At 53.6% G+C, this 17694-nt stretch carries 18 protein-coding genes; 13 read left to right on the top strand and 5 right to left on the bottom strand.

What is annotated here, in order from left to right; all coding sequences use genetic code 11:
- Window position 1: 1 nt before the first annotated feature.
- The 5 genes from ACR9EC_RS08550 (at window position 2) to ACR9EC_RS08530 (ending at window position 4459) form a co-directional block, all read left to right on the top strand.
- Window positions 2–1147 carry a class II aldolase/adducin family protein gene (locus ACR9EC_RS08550; protein WP_435298810.1) on the top strand — a complete coding sequence of 382 codons (1146 nt, stop codon included), beginning with the start codon at window positions 2–4 and terminating at the stop codon, window positions 1145–1147.
- A 152-nt stretch (window positions 1148–1299) separates the two neighbouring features.
- A complete protein-coding gene (locus ACR9EC_RS08545) occupies window positions 1300–2520 on the top strand; it encodes an ROK family protein (RefSeq protein WP_435298809.1) in 1221 nt (406 codons plus the stop codon).
- Window positions 2517–3746, top strand: coding sequence for a glycoside hydrolase family 15 protein (locus ACR9EC_RS08540; protein ID WP_435298808.1), 1230 nt, complete (start codon window positions 2517–2519; stop codon window positions 3744–3746). The genes ACR9EC_RS08545 and ACR9EC_RS08540 overlap by 4 nt, the downstream gene beginning before the upstream one ends.
- Before the next feature lie 67 nt (window positions 3747–3813).
- Window positions 3814–4074: a hypothetical protein gene (locus tag ACR9EC_RS08535; RefSeq protein ID WP_435298807.1), complete on the top strand. Its 261-nt coding sequence runs from the start codon at window positions 3814–3816 to the stop codon at window positions 4072–4074.
- Window positions 4075–4099: 25 nt separating this feature from the next.
- The gene (locus ACR9EC_RS08530; protein WP_435298806.1) at window positions 4100–4459 is read left to right on the top strand and encodes a hypothetical protein; all 360 of its coding nucleotides are present in this window, start codon (window positions 4100–4102) and stop codon (window positions 4457–4459) included.
- 75 nt (window positions 4460–4534) lie between these two features.
- Here ACR9EC_RS08530 and ACR9EC_RS08525 read toward each other — a convergent pair whose 3' ends face one another.
- Window positions 4535–4699: a hypothetical protein gene (locus ACR9EC_RS08525; protein WP_435298805.1), complete on the bottom strand. Its 165-nt coding sequence runs from the start codon at window positions 4697–4699 to the stop codon at window positions 4535–4537.
- A 98-nt stretch (window positions 4700–4797) separates the two neighbouring features.
- Complete coding sequence (gene purB, locus ACR9EC_RS08520) at window positions 4798–6240, bottom strand: adenylosuccinate lyase (protein ID WP_435298804.1); 1443 nt, start codon at window positions 6238–6240, stop codon at window positions 4798–4800.
- 132 nt (window positions 6241–6372) lie between these two features.
- Between purB and ACR9EC_RS08515 the strand changes: the two genes are divergently transcribed.
- The 4 genes from ACR9EC_RS08515 to ACR9EC_RS08500 all read left to right on the top strand — a co-directional run bounded on the left by ACR9EC_RS08515 (window position 6373) and on the right by ACR9EC_RS08500 (window position 10346).
- Window positions 6373–7200 carry a YwiC-like family protein gene (locus ACR9EC_RS08515; RefSeq protein WP_435298803.1) on the top strand — a complete coding sequence of 276 codons (828 nt, stop codon included), beginning with the start codon at window positions 6373–6375 and terminating at the stop codon, window positions 7198–7200.
- Window positions 7201–7501: 301 nt separating this feature from the next.
- On the top strand, window positions 7502–8965 hold the full coding sequence (locus tag ACR9EC_RS08510; RefSeq protein ID WP_435298802.1) for a hypothetical protein: 1464 nt from the start codon (window positions 7502–7504) through the stop codon (window positions 8963–8965).
- A 55-nt stretch (window positions 8966–9020) separates the two neighbouring features.
- Window positions 9021–10016 carry an LLM class flavin-dependent oxidoreductase gene (locus ACR9EC_RS08505; RefSeq protein WP_435298801.1) on the top strand — a complete coding sequence of 332 codons (996 nt, stop codon included), beginning with the start codon at window positions 9021–9023 and terminating at the stop codon, window positions 10014–10016.
- Window positions 10017–10178: 162 nt separating this feature from the next.
- Window positions 10179–10346 carry a hypothetical protein gene (locus ACR9EC_RS08500; protein ID WP_435298800.1) on the top strand — a complete coding sequence of 56 codons (168 nt, stop codon included), beginning with the start codon at window positions 10179–10181 and terminating at the stop codon, window positions 10344–10346.
- Between the two features lie 78 nt (window positions 10347–10424).
- Here the strand turns inward: ACR9EC_RS08500 and ACR9EC_RS08495 are convergent, their stop codons facing one another.
- Window positions 10425–10826: a phage holin family protein gene (locus ACR9EC_RS08495; protein ID WP_435298799.1), complete on the bottom strand. Its 402-nt coding sequence runs from the start codon at window positions 10824–10826 to the stop codon at window positions 10425–10427.
- A 77-nt stretch (window positions 10827–10903) separates the two neighbouring features.
- Between ACR9EC_RS08495 and hisC the strand changes: the two genes are divergently transcribed.
- Both hisC and ACR9EC_RS08485 read left to right on the top strand, forming a co-directional pair.
- Complete coding sequence (hisC, locus tag ACR9EC_RS08490) at window positions 10904–12007, top strand: histidinol-phosphate transaminase (protein ID WP_435298798.1); 1104 nt, start codon at window positions 10904–10906, stop codon at window positions 12005–12007.
- Between the two features lie 14 nt (window positions 12008–12021).
- Window positions 12022–12669, top strand: coding sequence for a cysteine hydrolase family protein (locus tag ACR9EC_RS08485; protein ID WP_435298797.1), 648 nt, complete (start codon window positions 12022–12024; stop codon window positions 12667–12669).
- A 6-nt stretch (window positions 12670–12675) separates the two neighbouring features.
- Here ACR9EC_RS08485 and ACR9EC_RS08480 read toward each other — a convergent pair whose 3' ends face one another.
- Window positions 12676–14265 carry an ABC transporter permease gene (locus ACR9EC_RS08480; RefSeq protein WP_435298796.1) on the bottom strand — a complete coding sequence of 530 codons (1590 nt, stop codon included), beginning with the start codon at window positions 14263–14265 and terminating at the stop codon, window positions 12676–12678.
- Window positions 14258–15199 carry an ABC transporter ATP-binding protein gene (locus ACR9EC_RS08475; protein ID WP_435298795.1) on the bottom strand — a complete coding sequence of 314 codons (942 nt, stop codon included), beginning with the start codon at window positions 15197–15199 and terminating at the stop codon, window positions 14258–14260. Before ACR9EC_RS08475 ends, ACR9EC_RS08480 begins: the two co-directional genes overlap by 8 nt.
- A 312-nt stretch (window positions 15200–15511) precedes the next feature.
- Here ACR9EC_RS08475 and pdhA point away from each other — a divergent pair, with 312 nt between their 5' ends.
- Together pdhA and ACR9EC_RS08465 are read left to right on the top strand one after the other, a co-directional pair.
- Window positions 15512–16666, top strand: a complete 1155-nt coding sequence (gene pdhA / locus ACR9EC_RS08470; protein WP_435298794.1) for a pyruvate dehydrogenase (acetyl-transferring) E1 component subunit alpha — start codon at window positions 15512–15514, stop codon at window positions 16664–16666.
- Window positions 16666–17682, top strand: a complete 1017-nt coding sequence (locus ACR9EC_RS08465) for an alpha-ketoacid dehydrogenase subunit beta (protein WP_435298793.1) — start codon at window positions 16666–16668, stop codon at window positions 17680–17682. The genes pdhA and ACR9EC_RS08465 overlap by 1 nt, the downstream gene beginning before the upstream one ends.
- The last annotated feature ends 12 nt before the right edge of the window (window positions 17683–17694 follow it).

Genomic DNA, 17694 nt, shown 5'->3' with positions numbered 1-17694 from the left:
CATGAGCTACCCACCTGCCGTGTACGGCCTGCTTGAGGAATGCGCCGAAGTTTCGCGCACAATCGGTTCAAACCCGTTCATGACGTTGCACGGCGGTGGGAACACCTCAGTCAAAACCGAGGACGTTTTATACGTAAAAGCCTCAGGTTTTGATCTTGCGGCGCTCACTCCTGAAGGTTTAGCTCCACTGTCACGTCATGCTTTAGCGATCATGCTGGAACGTGACCATATGAGTGACACAGAGTTGGTGGAGGGGTATCGGGCTGCTCGTTTAGAGCCTGGCCCGGCCCCTTCCATCGAAGCGTTATTGCATAATTTTTTGCCCCACAGGTTTGTGTTGCACTCTCACGCGGATGCGATTGTTACGTTAACGAACGCGTTGGGGGCTGATCATGTTGCGTTAGCACTGGGGGTAGAAGTGCTGCGCTTGCCGTATTCCATGCCGGGGTTTGAACTGGCGCAAACGATTAGGGAAGCGTTTGCGGCACGTTCATCTCAGCCGTTGGCTATTGTGCAGGACCATCATGGGCTTTTCACGTATGCCGATGATGCAGATGAGGCTCGGGCTTTGCATGAATGTTTGGTTGACCGCGCCCAGTCATACATTTTTGAGCGCACTGGCGTTGCTTTTGCAGACGACGATAGCGAAACTCGCACGCTGCATGACGCTTCAGGGATGGTGGCGTTAAGCGATCAATTGCGTGAATTTCATGACGGGGACATTTACTACGATGTCCGGTCAAGCGCTCGGGTGGATGAGTTTTTAGCGCGCGCGGACCTTGCCGAGGTGACGCAGCGCGGGGGCGCGAGCCTAGAGCATGTTATTCGTACGAAGCGTTGGCCAATGATTGGCGTGAATGTGCCGGCGTTTGCACATCAATATCTTGACTATTTTGACCGTAATTCTGCACGGTATGACGTGCATTTAACGATGTTGGATGTTCTTCCGCGGGTTGCGTTAATCGCGGGAACGGGACTTGTTGGTATTGGCCGTACAGAAAAAGAAGCATCGATTGCCGCTGATATTTACCGTCACACCATGCGCATTATTGAAGCTGCGTCTTTGCTAGGTGGCTACCAGTCGGTGACAGAACAGCAGTCGTTTGACATCGAATATTGGGAACTTGAGCAGGTGAAGCTCAGATAGGGGAGTGTGCCATCTTCTAGGTGGAGATGATTGCTGACTGTTAGGGGCATGGGCGATGAGTTGATGCTGTAGTCAGAGGGAACAGTTGACAGTTCGAATACACCCAGTTAATTTAGTACTAAATTTAGTACTGAACAAAGGTGTTTACGAACATGCCCCGAACAGCACTCTCCTCACACGGTGACCTCGTTCCCTCCGCTGTCCTTGCCCTCCTCGGGCAACGAGGGGCACTCTCACGTGCCGACATCGCACGCATCCTCGACGTCAGCCCCGCAACAATCACCCAAGTAACCAAAGAATTCCTCGCCAAAGGAATCATCGAAGAACAAGCCTCCGTCCCCTCCGCAGGTGGACGCCCCGCCAGGCTCATCGGACTCGCCCAAGACGCAGGCGGCGCCATCGGCGTCAAAGTAGCAGCACAACACGTCGAAATCGTTACCGTCGCAATCGACGGAGAAATCACATCCGCCGCACACCACCCCTACGACGCAACCGCAGACAACGCAATCGAAGAACTCTGCACGCTACTAAAAACACAACTCAGCCAGTTCACCGGAAAACTCCTCGGCATCGGCATCGGCATAGCCGGAAACGTCAACTCCCAAGAATCCGGAATCGTCAACGCCCCAACACTCGGCTGGAAAGAAGCCAAACTCGGCCCCACCCTACGCAACACCTTCGGCGTACCAGTCCTCGTCGAAAATGACGTAAACGCACTAGCCGTAGCCGAACGCCTCTACGGAACCGGACAACGCTACAACTCCTTCCTCACCGTAACAATCGGACGAGGAATCGGCTGCGGAATGATCGTCGACGGCGCCCTCCATCGCGGAGCTGCAGGCGGAGCCGGAGAAATCGGACACCTCCCAACAGCAATCGACGGACCACTCTGCGACTGCGGTGCCTACGGCTGCCTCGAAGCACTCGTCGGACAAAAAGCATTCGAACAGCAAGCCCGCCAAGCAGGCATCATCACCCCAGAACAAAACATCACAGACCTCCTCGACCAAGCCTCACGAGGAAACACCACAGCCCAAGACATCTACAAAAAAGCCGGATACACCCTAGGGCGCGCAATCGCCGGAGTAGTCCACACCATCGACCCAGAAATCGTCGTCCTACTCGGCGAAGGAATCGACGCATGGGAACACTGGCAACCCGGATTTGAACGCGGCTTCCGCTCAGGACAATGGGCAACCAGAACAAACCTGCCCTACGTCGTCGAACCATGGGACGACGACAAATGGGCACTCGGCGCAGCAGCCCTCGTCCTAGCAGCACCCTTCGACTCCCGAAACACCTCAGGAGGACAAGGAAAACTAGTGCGCGAACGACTCAACACCGGTGCCACACTGGCAGGAGTCACCCCATGACACACACCGCGCCCCACCCCCACCCAACACCACAAGTAAGGGCAAACATGTCTTCGAACGCCAACGCACGACACGTACTTCGTGCACGAGGTATCTCAGATGAGCGACTCGACTTTCTGATCCAACACAGTGCACACGTCATCACGACTTTTCAACAATCAAACGGTGCCTACCCTGCAAGCCCAACCTTCTCCGCATACAAGGGATACTCGTGGCTACGCGACGGCTCATTCATCGCTGAAGGCATGTCCCGATACGGTGACATCGCATCAGTAAATAGCTTCCACACGTGGGTGCACACAACACTAGAAGCACGCCGCACACAAGTAGACGAACTCACTGCACGGCACCGCGCAGGAAACAACATCCCACTCAACGACATGCTGCCTACACGCTTCACCTTTGAAGGTAAAGACGGCTCAGACCCATGGTGGGACTTCCAAACTGACGGATACGGCATGTGGTTGTGGCAGATCGGCCAACACGCAACACGCCACAACATTGACGTGACACCATGGCAGCCAGGCATGGCCGTAGCATTCGACTTCGCCGCCGAATTCTGGGACATGAACTGCTACGACTGGTGGGAAGAGCACTCCGAATGCGTACACACCTCAACACTAGGGGCACTCTATGCAGGGTTCACCGCAGTAGCACAAGGAAACCTACTCGACCCACAACGCACCACCAAAGCACGAGACCTTGCACGAGCAGTACACGAATACATTTCTGCTAAAGCATTCACCTCTGGACGAGCCCAAGACGCAGAAGCCACCCACCTCGCAAAATGGATTGGCGCAGACACTGTCGACGCCTCACTAGCCGCATGCATCACCCCATTCGGTGTATACGAACCACACACAGAAATCGCCCACAACACCCTCAACGCAGTAGAACGCGACCTATCCGTCTACCACGGAGTGCACCGCTTCCGTGCAGATGTCTTTTACGGAGGTGGCCAATGGCTACTCCTCAGCTGCCTCGTCGGATGGAACAAAGCAGCAGCCGGACAAGTCGAAGAAGCCGCCGAATATCTTGCCTGGGTGGCACACCAAGCACTCGACAACGGAGACATGCCCGAGCAAGTCAACACACACATGTGGCACCCTGAACACGAAACCGAATGGATCAACAAGTGGGGCACCGTAGCCACACCGCTCCTGTGGTCACACGGAATGTTCCTCACCCTAGCGCACACACTCGACCTCATCCCTTCAAAGGAATGAGATGACCTATATGCATTTAACCCTGTAGCCTAATTTTTACGTAAAAAGCATGTTTAGGGGGTTTTTAATGCTGTTCAGTGTTCTCGGCGTTCTGTTAGTCGTCATTATGTTCCTCGTGAAAATATTCAAGGGAACAGCTTTAGGGCTCATCGTGTGTGCAGGTGTTGCTGCGCTGTTGCTGTGTTTGCGGTTATTTGGGCCTGACGGCAGCTCATCCGCGTTTAGTGTCGGCGCAATTATTGGCTTGTTTGTAGGGCTCACTATGGAATTTCTTGTTGCCCGCAAGCAGCGCAGCAACCAAAAGCATACAGATTCCACGCCTGCCTGATCTTAGGCAGTCAAGGCATTAAGGGATGAGGCATGCAGCGGAGAGTATTGCGTTTTTCTTAGGTGGATTGGCGTTAATATCTCGGACCCAAGGAACGCCATGGTGGAGCGTCGTGATATGCCACATTGTGTTAGCTGCCGTGTACTACTACACGGTGCGACCGCTCATACATAAAGCAGTGGAAGCAGAAAATCGTCAGTCAGCTGAGATATATCGCAACAATGTAGGCATTTTAGGTATGGCGGGGATCCTCGGTATTTACACTCCGGGTGCTTTCGTTATCGGTGGATTGCTGATTATTATCGGCGTGGTTATCGCGGTCCGGTTGTGTAAGTACGGCGGCCCTGTAAAAACTGTAGGAGCAAAGTTGCTACGCGGTTTTTAGGTGTGAAGACATTATTTACTCAGTGACAGAACACTAGAGTGCGGTTCTTGCGCAGACAGCGATAGTGAACGCCCGCTATTTTTGTTGTTCTTTGCCGTATAAAAACGTTTGAGCGAGGAACAGCAGCGCCCCAAATGCTCCAGCGAAAATAATGTTTTCGACAGTGGCGTCGCCTTTGATGAGGAAAAACGCGACCAATGTTATTGCTGCGAGGGCTGCAACTATTATGTTTTTCTTCATTAGGAAACTTTCGTGTAGATACTCATCAGTGTATGCATGTGGGGGTGCCGCGCTTTGGCGGCACCCCCACACGTGTAGGTCATGCGTGAGTGTGTAGGTTAGACGAGGTAGTCGTCTACAAGCTGTTCAGCTAGACCAACGTATGTTGCTGGGGTGAGTGCAGCTAAACGTTCCGTCACGTCAGCTGGCAAGCCAAGCCCGCGCACAAATTCGATCATGTCTGCGGAGCCGATACGGTGCCCGCGAGTGAGGTCTTTCAAACGCTCGTATGGGTTTTCCATGCCAGGTACACCTGCAACACCGGCGGCACGCATAGCTGACTGGATGGGTTCTCCAAGGACTTCCCAGTTGGCGTCGAGGTCCGCTAAAAGAACGACCTCGTCAACAGCGAGACGGTCCAAGCCCTTGCGCACATTGTCTATGGCGAGCAGTGAGTGGCCGAAGGCGGTACCAATGTTGCGTTGTCCCGACGAGTCGGTGAGGTCGCGTTGCATGCGGGACTCGACAAGAGTGGACGCAAGAACATCGAGCAGTGCGTTTGATACTTCAAGGTTCGCTTCAGCGTTTTCGAAGCGGATAGGGTTGACTTTGTGTGGCATCGTTGACGAGCCGGTCGCGCCTGGGACTGGGATTTGCTTGAAAAAGCCAAGCGAAATGTATGTCCACACGTCTGTTGCGAGGTTGTGCAGTATGCGGTTGAAACGGGCGATGTCCGCATACACTTCTGCCTGCCAGTCGTGTGACTCAATTTGGGTTGTGAGTGGGTTCCAGGTGAGGCCTAAACCTTCAACAAATGACTTGGAAACTGTAGGCCAGTTAGCGCCTGGGACGGCTGCTACGTGAGCTCCGTATGTTCCGGTAGCGCCGTTTAGTTTGCCTAAGTATTCGGATGCTGCAATGCGGCGGAGTTGGCGGTCAAGGCGGTGAGCTAAAACAGCGAGTTCTTTACCTAGTGTTGATGGTGTTGCGGGTTGTCCGTGCGTGCGTGACAGCATGGGGACGGCTTTGTGTTCGCGTGCCATGCCTTTAATTTGTTCGACGAGTGCCGTCGCTGCTGGAAGCCAGACGTGTTCCACGGCTCCTTTGACCATGAGCGCGTACGACAGGTTGTTGATGTCTTCAGAGGTGCAGCAGAAGTGCACGAGTTCTGAGACTGCTGGCAGTACGGTGTCTTCGCCAAGGACGGAAGGTGCGGCGTCGAGGCGGCGCTTAATGTAGTACTCGACTGCTTTTACGTCGTGCACGGTGGTGCGCTCAATGTCTGCGTGTTCAGCGATGCCTTCGCCGCCGAAATCGGTCACGATTTTTCGTAGGTACGCTTTTTCTGCGTCGCTTAATGTTGGGGCGCCCGGTACTACCTGACCGTCGGTGAGCGCGATAACCCACTCAACTTCAACGTGGATGCGCTCACGGTTGAGGGCGGCTTCGGATAGGTGGTCGACGAGTGGGGCGACGGCACCGCGGTACCGGCCATCAAGCGGACCAAGTGCGATTGCGGGGGAAATCGAGGCAAAGCTTACGCGTGAAGTTGAGTTGGCCATGCCCTTATTGTTCCATGTTTGAGGTGATGGGTGTGTATGCCGTCCAACAGGGTGACGGGTAAGCGTGAACGCTGTGCAGGAGAGCCCCAACCATTATTCTGACGAATGGTTAAAGTATGTCAGTATGGGGGTGTGGTTACTTCAGTAGCGAAACCGAAAACGACAAAACGTCGCAAGCGTGCACCCGGTTGGGTGCCTGACCAGCACGGCGCATGGGCGATGTTAACAGTGCCGTTACTGTTGGGCATCACGTTAGGTGGGTTCGCTTGGGTACACCTTCCGCTCACTGTGACCTGGTTTATTGGATACTTTGCTTTCTTTGCGGCGGGGCTTTGGCTCAAATCTCGTCGTAAAGCCAAATATGTTGCCCCCATGCGCGCCTATGTTCTTGCGATGCTGCCCACCGCTGCACTCACAATAATCTTGTGTCCACATCTGGTCGTATGGGCTGGCGCGTTCTTACCCCTCATGTCCGTTTCGCTGTGGTGCTCGCACAGGCGCAAAGATCGCTCATTGTTGAACGATGCGGTGACAGTTGCCGCAGCGTGCCTTATGCTTCCCGTTGCCTACCATGCACGCGTTTTAACAGCAGATACACTCGATTCAGCGCCCTCTTGGGCGGCGGTATGGGTGCTAACTGGCATCGTTTTCCTCTATTTTTTCGGCACGGTTTTCTACGTGAAAACAATCATTCGTGAGCGCGGATCACGTTCATACCTAATCGCCTCGTTGCTCTATCACGCTGTAGCGACGACCATCCCACTAACGCTGTATTACGGGATCGCACAATGGCAGCATGCGACAACCTTTATCGGCGCGGTTGCCCTCACTGTATTTTTCGCACTACTTACTGTGCGCGCATGGATAGTGCCACGCACATCGGCCACACCGAAACAAGTGGGGCTAGGGGAGCTGGCAGTCAGTATTCTGCTGGTCACTATCACCTTATTCGTGCTTTAAATATTGGCGTGTTTCCACGCAACTTAGTTTTCCGCATCCTCAGCGAACGCAGCTTTTCCACATTAAAAGGCGCTGTTTTTACGTATTGAAAACGCGACAGTAGCCAGTGCTGTTTCCTTATGGTGTTACTGCACCACAAGGAGGCGAACATGGGGACAACAGATCCGCATTACGTGTACACGATGATCGTGTCTGCGGAAGATTTTGCATCTGAAGTTGTATCCGATACTGGCCGTGCAGTGCAGGAATCCGACAGCTGGATTTCAGCAAATGCAGACCTTTATAAGGAGAGGGCACTTCAATGTCAGAAGGAAGTGGCGTACTTAAGTCAGGACATGCGAGCACTACGTCACAGGATTTCTCGCCTGATGGCCCACCTTCCTGTTTAGCCCCGACGCACCCCTTCACTCATGAAAACATTACGGTTTTAGGTGGCAGTACGTCCGTTGCTGCTGACATCGATGCTTTAGCTGCAAGTTCGCAGATCCTGAACGCAACAATGGAGCCGCTGCTACAGGCCGGAAACTGTATGAAAGAAGCCGCGCAACGCCTCGAAGAACTGTGGGAACAACTCAAAATTGAGGAAGCAGCACGTGCACAACGAGACCTAGAACACTGCATTGTGCGTCCTGCTTTTCCACAGATAGAAGACGAAGCAGCATTTTGGGAACTGCACAGGGGTTGCTTAACTCTTGCTGAGCGTGCCTTTACCGCAAGAGAAAACATTTACGACATCAGCGATGTGGCATTCAAAGCTGCTAAAGAGTACGTATCAGTGCAAGGAAAAATTACTAATTTTTTCAAGGACTCCGACAATTGGCCGCCAGCGTTTGCGCCACTTAACCCATTCAATGGAATGACTGGTCGTGAACGCGCTGTGCAACATGTCGTGAACCTTAAAAACTCGGTGAACTTTTTTATCCCAATAAAATGGATGACGCTCGCAAACGCCGGATATGAGAAAAAGGTGCGAGGCAAAGAAGTTTTAGAGATCAGCAAAACAGCTGGAGCCTTGTTCAACCTCATTAAAGACAGAACCTACTCCGTAGAACCTCAAGACTTAAAGCAGGTAAAAGCTGAACTACCAGCGTTAGAGTCTGTACCAAAAGTGTTGGAGGCGTTTAAAGAAGTCCGAAACACGTCAAAAGAAGCCATCGCTATTACCGAAACCCAAAATGCTGCCGGTGAGACCGTGTATGTCGTACAAATTCACGGAACCGTAGCAGCAACATCATTCGGTGGCGTTGATAACCCTGCAGATAGTTCGTCAAATGGCAACAGTATGTATGGTGAAACTTCCACTCTGGCGGACATGGTCGTAGCAGCAATGGAACGTCAAGGAATCCCCGCCGAAGCACCAGTCACACTTATGGGATATAGCCAAGGTGGCATAGTGGCGATGCAACTAACCAATTCTGCTGCGTACAAAAACAAATTCAACTATGCCGGGGTCATAACAGCATCTTCACCGGTTGCAGGATTTCCAACAAACCCTAAAATCCCTACCGTTCACGTAGAAAACGAAAAAGACTGGATACCTAGCCTTGATACGGCAGAAAATCCGATCGGAGCGCAACGCGTCACCATCAGGGCGCACGACGACGCGATAAAAGACAACGCCCACAACTTTGACCACAACCCGCAGATCGCCGAAGCTGCTGTGGGGAACCGTGCAGTAGATGACGTGTATGCGGCGATCGCAAAAAACCTACCCACACAAGGACAGCAACAATCAACGTCGCTGTACACGAAAGGTGACGCCTAACGAACATCCCATCACATGACGGAATATTTTGTACGCGTGTCTAGTTGTAGCAGGAATGACAAAGTTTTCCCTGCTTGACCTTGCACCTATCAGCCCTGAACACGGCATCGAACATGCACTATCAACAGTCGTGGATATGGCGCAAGCCGCCGAACGCTCTGGGTACAGTCGAGTATGGTACGCAGAGCACCACAACATGCCAATCATTGCGTCCTCTGCAACCAGTGTGCTTATCGCTCACGTTGCTGCACACACCTCAACGATTCGTCTTGGCTCGGGTGGAATCATGCTGCCCAACCACGCGCCACTCGTCATCGCAGAACAATTCGGCACACTAGAGGCCCTACATCCAGGGCGTATTGATCTGGGTCTGGGGCGGGCACCCGGGGGTGACCGCAACACGTTGAGGGCTTTACGCAGAAACCCCATGGACGCTGACCGGTTCCCGCAAGATATTGCAGAACTCCAAGGCTATCTGAATGGAAATACCGTTATAGAAGGAGTGCACGCAATCCCTGGTAAGGGGACACACATCCCGCTTTACATTTTGGGTTCGTCACTCTTTGGAGCCAAACTTGCAGCACAATTGGGGTTGCCTTACGCATTTGCTTCTCATTTTGCGCCACAAGCCTTACACGACGCACTTGACGTGTACCGACGAGATTTTCAGCCCTCACAGCAGTTGAGCCAGCCCTATGTCATAGCGGCCATGAACGCCGTAGCAGCGCCAAACACAGCGCGAGCACAGACCATATTTCATGACATGTTGCGGCACCGCCTCAAAGCATTGTTTTTACCGCCAGAGGTGGCTGCAACAATCACTGACAACCAAGTCGACGACATCCTTGAATCACCGCAAGGCCTCCAAGTACGTACGATGCTGAAATACACGGCCGTAGGTACAGCAGAAGAAACACGTGACTGGGCACACGGCTTTGTGCAAGAAACACAAGCCGACGAAATCATTGTGGCGCACCAAGCCGCGGACGCAGCAGAAAGAGTTCGCTCAGTAGAACTGTTCGGCCAAGCCCTGCTCAACAACCCAGTGTGAGCGCTCACCAGTGAACTATCACACATCCATGCTGGTAGGGGCGTTCAACCCATGGCGAAAACCTACAACGTGAATAAAAATTGGGTGGCACTTCGCGTATTTAACGCCCGGCATACCAGCCGGATCAAGTAGCTTCTACTCTTGCCGGAAGGACGACATCGCGTGACAACGTTCAATAACAACGCACCCTCCTTTGGGGCACACGATCATGCCGCAACCGAGGGACACGTAAACCCACTCGTCGACAGTCAGATTCTTTCTATTTTGACCCGCCAAATGAACGGGGAGCTCAGCGCAGAAGAAGCCGCGCAAGCACTTTCTGGCGCCTGAACGCGCCACACACAGCAACACAGAAGGGTGAGAGGCCACACTTGGCCTCTCACCCTTCTGCAATAGAAACAAGATGAGCTAGTCGCTATCAGCGCGCAAAATTGCCCGACCCAGTGCGGAAATCACAGAAATAACGATCGCCGCCAAAACAGCCCACCAGAAGCCATCAACCTCGATGCCCCAACTCGTGGATTCTGTAAGCCAAGCAGTCAACAAGATCATTCCCGCATTAATAACAAGCGAGAACAGCCCCAACGTCAAAATGATGATCGGGAACGCCACAACCGTAGCAATAGGTTTGATGATCGCGTTGACTACCGCGAAAATCAAAGCGACAGCAAGAAAAACGACAATCTTATTGATTGCGGAATCACCAGAAACGATGTTGAACTCGCCTACGACATCGAAGTGATCACCGAGGAATATTGTGGTGAGCCAGAAAGCCACCGCTGTAACTATCAGTCTTTTGAGGAAGTTCATAGTTTAATCCTGCCAGTTTGTGCCCATAAAGCGAACGAAAAACTAGAAAAACGTTGTGTGAGTGAGAGACTGATTACGTGAATGACTCGCGTGTGCATGTAAGAACCGCAATTGAGGCGTTGCCAGCATATGTGCCAGGGGCTCGAATCCCTGTAGGAGCGGCAGCATATAAGGTTTCGTCGAACGAAAACCCATATCCGCCATTACCCTCCGTGTTGGCTGTCATCGCAGACGCCGCACACGACATCAACCGCTACCCAGACATGAGCAACAGCGAAATCTCGCATAAACTCGCTGACTTCCTCAACCGTACCGCCAGCCCCGCCGCGCTACACAAAGGCGAGATCTCAGCGCACAACATTGTTTTCGGTACCGGATCAGTCGCAGTCCTGTCACACATTTTGTCTGCCGTCGTTGACGAAGGCGACGAAGTCGTATTCCCGTGGCGTTCCTTTGAAGCCTACCCAATCGTGGTTTCCGTAGCAGGCGGACGATCCGTCCCCGTCCCTCTAGCCAGCCACGGAAAAATCGACTTACAGGCGATGCGCGCAGCAGTCACGGAACGCACCAAAGCAGTATTAGTGTGCACGCCAAACAACCCAACTGGCCCAGCAGTTACGCACAGCGAAGTCATGGATTTCCTCGCTCACATGCCACGTAACGTGCTCGTGGTACTTGATGAGGCATACCTAGAATTTGTGCGCATGGATGATTCGTTGGATGCGCTCGCGGCCTTGGCGCAGTATCCCAACGTGGTTGTGTTGCGTACGTTCTCTAAAGCGTATGGTTTGGCTGGTTTACGTGTTGGGTATGCGGTTGCTCGTCCGCGTATTGCTTCAGCGGTGCGTGCAGCCTCAACTCCTTTTGGTGTGAACTTGATAGCGCAGCATGCTGTTGTGGCGTCGCTTGATGCCGTGCATGAGTTGGCGGAGCGGGTTGATGCGCTCGTTGTGGAGCGTGCGCGACTCTTGCGTGGTTTGCGTGAACAGGGCTGGGATGTGCCGGATTCTCAAGCGAATTTTGTGTGGCTTGAACTTGGAGAACGTACTGCTTCGATTGCAGAACAATGTACTTCTCGTGGTTTGTTGGTGCGTCCGTTTGCTGGTGAAGGAATCCGCGTTAGTGTAGGGGAGCCTGAAGCAACAGATCTGTTCCTCGAACTTGCCCGAGGGTGGCTTTAGAAAGGGAATCTGACGTGACGTTTTACGCAGCCCGTGACCCATACACGGCGCCAAACTTTGACTCGTCTGCCTTAATTGTTATTGATGTGCAAAACGATTTTTTGGATGACGGGCCATTAGGTGTTGCTGGGACCGCGGATCGGCTTGGCGAACTTGAGCGGCTGACAAAGTTGTATCGTCGTGCAGGCCGGCCTATCGTGCATGTGATTCGTTTGTATCAAGGCGAAGACGTTGACACTGTGCGACGAAGCCGTTTTGAGGCAGGCCAGCGTGTTGTGCAACCGCACACGGAAGGCGCAGACATTCCGCAGCGGCTTCTTCCTGTTGAGGTCAGGTTGAAACCTGAACAGTTGATGACGGGTGAGCCGCAGCGTGTTGGTGAGCTGGAGTTTGTGGTGTGGAAGCCGCGATGGAGTGCGTTTCACCGGACGAACCTTGATGCGATTCTGCGCGGTCTAGGGGTGGACACTGTCGTTATTGCTGGGTGTAACTTTCCGAACTGTCCGCGTGCGTCACTGTTTGACGCAACAGAGTTGGATTATCGTGCTGTTGTGGTTACTGATGCGACTTCAGCGGTTACGGCGGAACGTATTGAGGACATGCAACAGATTGGTGTGATCCCGGTGCGTGTAGCAGATCTCGAAGACGCGTTTTTCGGATAACGATCTTTATGCAAGGTCTCGGTGTGAGAACCGAATAAAGGACACTGCAATCAGTACTACTCCGACAATCCCTAATCCAATAAGTGGAGTGTAGTCAGGCGACGGCGCTGCCATGAGTGGCACGTGTTCAAAGGGGCTTATGTTCATGACCCATTGTGGGGCTTGGAACATGGGCCCAAACATTGTCACGGAGAACGCGACGACGACTCCCAACCATCCCAGCCAGTGCGCGTTGGAGTGGGCTGTTACGCCGAGTATCCCTAGCGCGACGAGCACCCAGATCGCGGGAATAGAAGCCGCGGTTTGGGCTATAACGTCACTGCTTGATACGTCTGCTTGGCCGCCTCGTGACACGAAAGCGATAACGCCTCCGGCAGCAAGGATAGCTAGGGCTGATGAGGTGAGCGCGATGAGGACGGTGTACGCCAAATAGCGGGTTCTTGTGACCGCACCAGATAGTACGTTTTCTAACCGGTGGCTTGTTTCTTCCCGGTAGAGGCGCGTGAGGACGCTAATTCCAGCGAGACCTGCAAGCATGCCCAGCATGGACAAAATCATGGATATGAACGCTGCAGTGAGTTCGTTTTCTGTGACTGCCCCACTTGCGATTACTCGTGCCATGGTCGGGTTTTTGGATAGCGTTTCACCGATTGTGATGCCTATGTTTCCAAACAAGTACCCAAGTAAAGCTAGAGATATCGTCCACCCGAGGAACGTAGGGGCGTTGAGTCGGGTAAGGAACACAGGCAAGTATTGCGAGTTGTGTGCGTGCTCTGGCCCTGGTCGCTGGGTGAGGGCCGCGCCAGCGTAGTCGCGTCGTCGTTCGATGAGGAGCGCAGTAGCGTATGTGGCGGCGGCGAGGAGTAAACACAACCCAAGCGGCCACACCCGGTTGAGGTGTGCTGGCTGGGTTTCTTGTATCCATCCGAGCGGGGTTACCCAGATGAGCCATGTGTGGTCTGCTGACCCGTCAGCGTATCCGCGTAATGCGTATGCACCACCAAGTAGTGTCAGTGACAGTGTGGTTGCGGTGGGAGTGAGTGACGCGGTTTGTGCGGCAAGGGCAGCGATGCCTGCGAACATGATGCCGGAGGTCGCATAGCCTGCGCTAATGAGTGCTGTGGCGTGCACATCTCCGCCGACGAGCACGCTGATTGTGAAAACGATGACGCCAACGGCGAGCGATGCGATGACCGCGCTGATTAGGGCAGCTTTAAGGCGTGCGGTGCGTGCGATGGGAAGAGCTGCAATGAGTTCGGCTTGACCGGTTTCTTCGGCTCCGCGAGTGTTACGTATGACGAGGAATATTGCCATGAGGGCTGTGAACATGGAGCCGAGGGCTAGGGTTCGCCATGCGTTGAAACCGTCGATGGTGGTGAGGTCGTGGGCTTGACCAAAGATGACGTTAAAGGCTGGGTTCGCCATGATGGTTTGTGCAAGGTTTTCGCGATCTGCGGTGTCTGGCAAAACGTATTTGTAGCCAAGGATTGACGACACAGACAGCATGACACCCAGTGCAATGAAGGGCACAATTTTGAGGCGGTCTTGCTCAAGTATGTGTGTGATTAGGGTGCGGGTAGCAGGACGGTTATGCATGTTTTCCGCCCTGTAGGTGCGTGGGCTCGTGCTCAGGGCTGGTCTCGTCGTGTGCACCGTAATGGCGTTGGAAAAGGTCCTCTAGCGAAGGGGGCGCAATAGTGAGGCTTTCGACGTTGAGTTCTGAAAGCTTTTTCAAGCTTTGTTGAAGTGTTGTCGTGTCGATGAGTCCGGTGAGGTGGCGGCCGTTGAGTGACACATTATGAAGGAAAGACACGCTGTCAGGGTTCTGCAATGGCTGTGTGAGTGTTGCATTCACGGTTGTCATTGCGTGATAGCGCATACTTTCGAGGGTTCCAGATTCGACAATCTTTCCTGCCCTAATGATGGAAATTCGATCCGCAAGCATTTCCGCTTCAGACAAAATGTGCGTGGATAGCAAGATGGTTCGGCCTTCTGCGCGTATGCGTGCTATTTCGTCGCGAAAGAGTGCTTCCATGAGGGGGTCGAGGCCTGAGGTGGGTTCGTCGAGGATGAGTAGTTCTGCGTTGCTGGCTAGGGCGGCGATGATCGCTACTTTTTGCCGGTTTCCTTTGGAGTATTGGCGGCCTTTTTTGGTGGGGTCAAAGTCAAACTTGTCGATGAGTTCATCGCGCAGTGCGTTGTCGATGCCGCCACGTAGGGTGGCAAAGAAGTCGATGGTTTCGCCGCCGGTCATGTTGGGCCACAGTGTTACGTCACCTGGGACGTAGGCGATTCTTTTGTGGAGTTCTAAAGCGTTGTTCCACGGGTTTGTGCCAAACACGTGGGCGCTGCCGCTGGTGCCTTTGATGAGCCCGAGGAGTACTCGAATGGTTGTGGATTTTCCAGCACCGTTAGGGCCGAGGAATCCATGTACTTCGCCGCGGTTGACGGTGAGGTTCAGCTTGTCGAGTGCGTTGAACTTTCCGAAGGATTTGATGAGGTCGTGTGTGGAGATGACAGCATCGTTCATGACCGGTTCCCTGTGGGTGCGCTGGTTGTGGCGTGGGTGATGTGTTTGATCGTAGCGTGGTTGGGCTGGTGGGGCATTATTTTTGCGTGATTGTCATATAGGGGCTGCTTTCGAGTGCGCTGAGCGTGTAGCGGAGTGGTGATTCGGCTTTTCTTGTATGTTTCCTACAAAAACATTCGAGAACGTTTTTCTGGCTAAAACCTATGAAACCTACGGTTGCGTAAGTTACGCTGGCGTAGGCTACGGACTCGTAGGCATTGCCGCTGAGCCATACACCTGCAAAGCAGCAACGTCATAAACGAAGGAGATCGCATGACGGACCTTCTGAGCTTTCCCGCACTAAACGGAACTGATGAACACGAACCGCTCCAACTCATAACCCCCACGGGCGAACGCGTCATCACAGAAAACAACGCACCATTCCGCGCACTCACAGACCACCTCACGCTTGAAGACCTACGGACCTTCTACCGTGACATGATGCTCATCAGGCGCTTCGACATCGAAGGAACCTCGCTACAACGCCAAGGAGAACTCGCGCTGTTTGCGCCACTCCTCGGTCAAGAAGCAGCGCAAATCGGTTCCGGTCACGCGCTACGCCCCACAGATATGGTCTTCCCGTCCTATCGCGAACACGGTGTTGCGCACACACGCGGCATGGACATGACTCAACTGCTGCAACTCTTTCGCGGCGTAGACCACGGCGGATGGGACTCATTCGAGCACAACTTCCACCTCTACACCCTCGTTATCGGGTCGCACGCATTGCATGCGACCGGATACGCAATGGGCTTACAGCGCGACATTAAAGCAGGCCGCGCAGCACATGACGAAGCCGTCATGGTGTACTTCGGCGACGGCGCAACTTCTCAAGGCGACGTTTCTGAAGCACTCGGGTTCGCTGCAGTCAACAATGCTCCCGTTGTTTTCTTTGTACAAAACAACCAATGGGCGATCTCCGTGCCGAACGAAAAACAGTTCAAAGCGCCGCTATACAAGCGTGGTGAAGGCTTTGGCCTTCCCGGCATTCGGGTTGACGGCAACGACGTACTCGCAACATACGCAGCCACACAGTGGGCGCTTGCTCGCGCGCGTAACGGCGAAGGCCCAGCGCTCGTCGAAGCAATGACATACCGCATGGGCGCACACACGACCTCCGACGACCCCACGAAATACCGCACCCGCGAAGAAGAAGAATACTGGCGTGGACGCGACCCTATCGCACGCGTGAAAGCACTCCTCGAAGCAGAAGGCGCATGGAGCGAATCTGACGAAACAGCTCTTGCCGCAGAACTCGAAGGCTTTGGCGAATACGTTCGAGGGTATGTGAAGTCTCTACAAAAACCTGCCACATCACACATGTTCGAACACGTGTATGCAACCCCAAACCGTAACGTCACGCGTGAGAGCGAGTGGTTTAACGCATACGAGTCGTCGTTTCTTGACCAGCCTGCAGGAGGGCACTGATGACTGCACAGGTCGAGGCCGTACAGCACAACAACATGAAAACACTTCCTTTTGCCAAAGCCATTAACGCTGGGCTGCGTCAAGCAATGCTTCAAGACGACAAAGTCATGATCATGGGCGAAGACGTCGGACCACTTGGTGGAGTTTTTCGCGTTACCGAAGGACTGCATAAAGAATTCGGTGAAGACCGCGTCGTCGACACACCACTTGCAGAATCAGGCATTATTGGAACCGCAATTGGTTTGGCACTGCGCGGATATCGGCCAGTGTGCGAAATCCAGTTTGACGGGTTTATCTTCCCAGGCTTCGACCAAATCACAACGCAGCTCGCCAAAATGCATTACCGTTCACGCGGACGACTCAACCTACCCGTAGTTATTCGTGTGCCATTCGGTGGAGGAATCGGTGCGGTAGAACACCACTCGGAAAGCCCCGAAGCATTATTTGCGCACACCGCTGGTTTGCGTGTTGTCTCGCCTGGTTCCGCCCAAGACGCGTACACGATGATCCAAGAAGCGATTGCCAGCCCAGACCCCGTCCTATTCTTTGAACCTAAGGGACGTTACTGGGAAAAGGGGCCAGTGGATCTTGCCGCTCCAATCGGATCGAACACTCTGACAGATGCTGTTGTGGCACGCTCAGGTACAGATGTCACTCTTGTCGCGTACGGCCCAACCGTGGCTACCGCGTTGCGTGTCGCTGAAGCAGCCGCAGCCGAAGGCACCAGTGTAGAAGTTGTCGACTTACGTGCGATCTCTCCGCTCGACACAGACACGGTAGTGCAATCAGTGAAAAAGACCGGACACTGTGTCGTCGTGCATGAGGCCGTCACTTACATGGGCCCTGGCGCAGAAGTAGCAGCTCAAGTGACAGAACGCTGCTTCTATGAACTACAAGCCCCTGTTTTGCGTGTTGGTGGTTTCCACACTCCATACCCGGTCGCCAAATTAGAACACGACTACTTGCCTTCCTTAGACCGCGTATTAGACGCAGTCGATCGAGTGCTTGCCCACTAGGCGCGCATTCAG

It is taken from the genome of Timonella sp. A28 (assembly GCF_051200815.1).
Classification (GTDB): domain Bacteria; phylum Actinomycetota; class Actinomycetes; order Actinomycetales; family Cellulomonadaceae; genus Timonella.
The sequence above is the reverse complement of the archived record's forward strand: the minus strand, read 5'-3'. Positions and strand labels throughout refer to the sequence as shown.

Coding starts and splice junctions, on each gene's coding strand:
- ACR9EC_RS08510 (WP_435298802.1), top strand. CDS start 7,502: ATGTCAGAAGGAAGTGGCGTACTTAAGTCAGGACATGCGAGCACTACG.
- ACR9EC_RS08505 (WP_435298801.1), top strand. CDS start 9,021: ATGACAAAGTTTTCCCTGCTTGACCTTGCACCTATCAGCCCTGAACAC.
- ACR9EC_RS08480 (WP_435298796.1), bottom strand. CDS start 14,265: ATGCATAACCGTCCTGCTACCCGCACCCTAATCACACACATACTTGAG.
- ACR9EC_RS08465 (WP_435298793.1), top strand. CDS start 16,666: ATGACTGCACAGGTCGAGGCCGTACAGCACAACAACATGAAAACACTT.
- ACR9EC_RS08525 (WP_435298805.1), bottom strand. CDS start 4,699: ATGAAGAAAAACATAATAGTTGCAGCCCTCGCAGCAATAACATTGGTC.
- ACR9EC_RS08550 (WP_435298810.1), top strand. CDS start 2: ATGAGCTACCCACCTGCCGTGTACGGCCTGCTTGAGGAATGCGCCGAA.
- ACR9EC_RS08495 (WP_435298799.1), bottom strand. CDS start 10,826: ATGAACTTCCTCAAAAGACTGATAGTTACAGCGGTGGCTTTCTGGCTC.
- ACR9EC_RS08530 (WP_435298806.1), top strand. CDS start 4,100: ATGAGGCATGCAGCGGAGAGTATTGCGTTTTTCTTAGGTGGATTGGCG.
- ACR9EC_RS08540 (WP_435298808.1), top strand. CDS start 2,517: ATGACACACACCGCGCCCCACCCCCACCCAACACCACAAGTAAGGGCA.
- ACR9EC_RS08535 (WP_435298807.1), top strand. CDS start 3,814: ATGCTGTTCAGTGTTCTCGGCGTTCTGTTAGTCGTCATTATGTTCCTC.
- purB (WP_435298804.1), bottom strand. CDS start 6,240: ATGGCCAACTCAACTTCACGCGTAAGCTTTGCCTCGATTTCCCCCGCA.
- ACR9EC_RS08545 (WP_435298809.1), top strand. CDS start 1,300: ATGCCCCGAACAGCACTCTCCTCACACGGTGACCTCGTTCCCTCCGCT.
- ACR9EC_RS08475 (WP_435298795.1), bottom strand. CDS start 15,199: ATGAACGATGCTGTCATCTCCACACACGACCTCATCAAATCCTTCGGA.
- pdhA (WP_435298794.1), top strand. CDS start 15,512: ATGACGGACCTTCTGAGCTTTCCCGCACTAAACGGAACTGATGAACAC.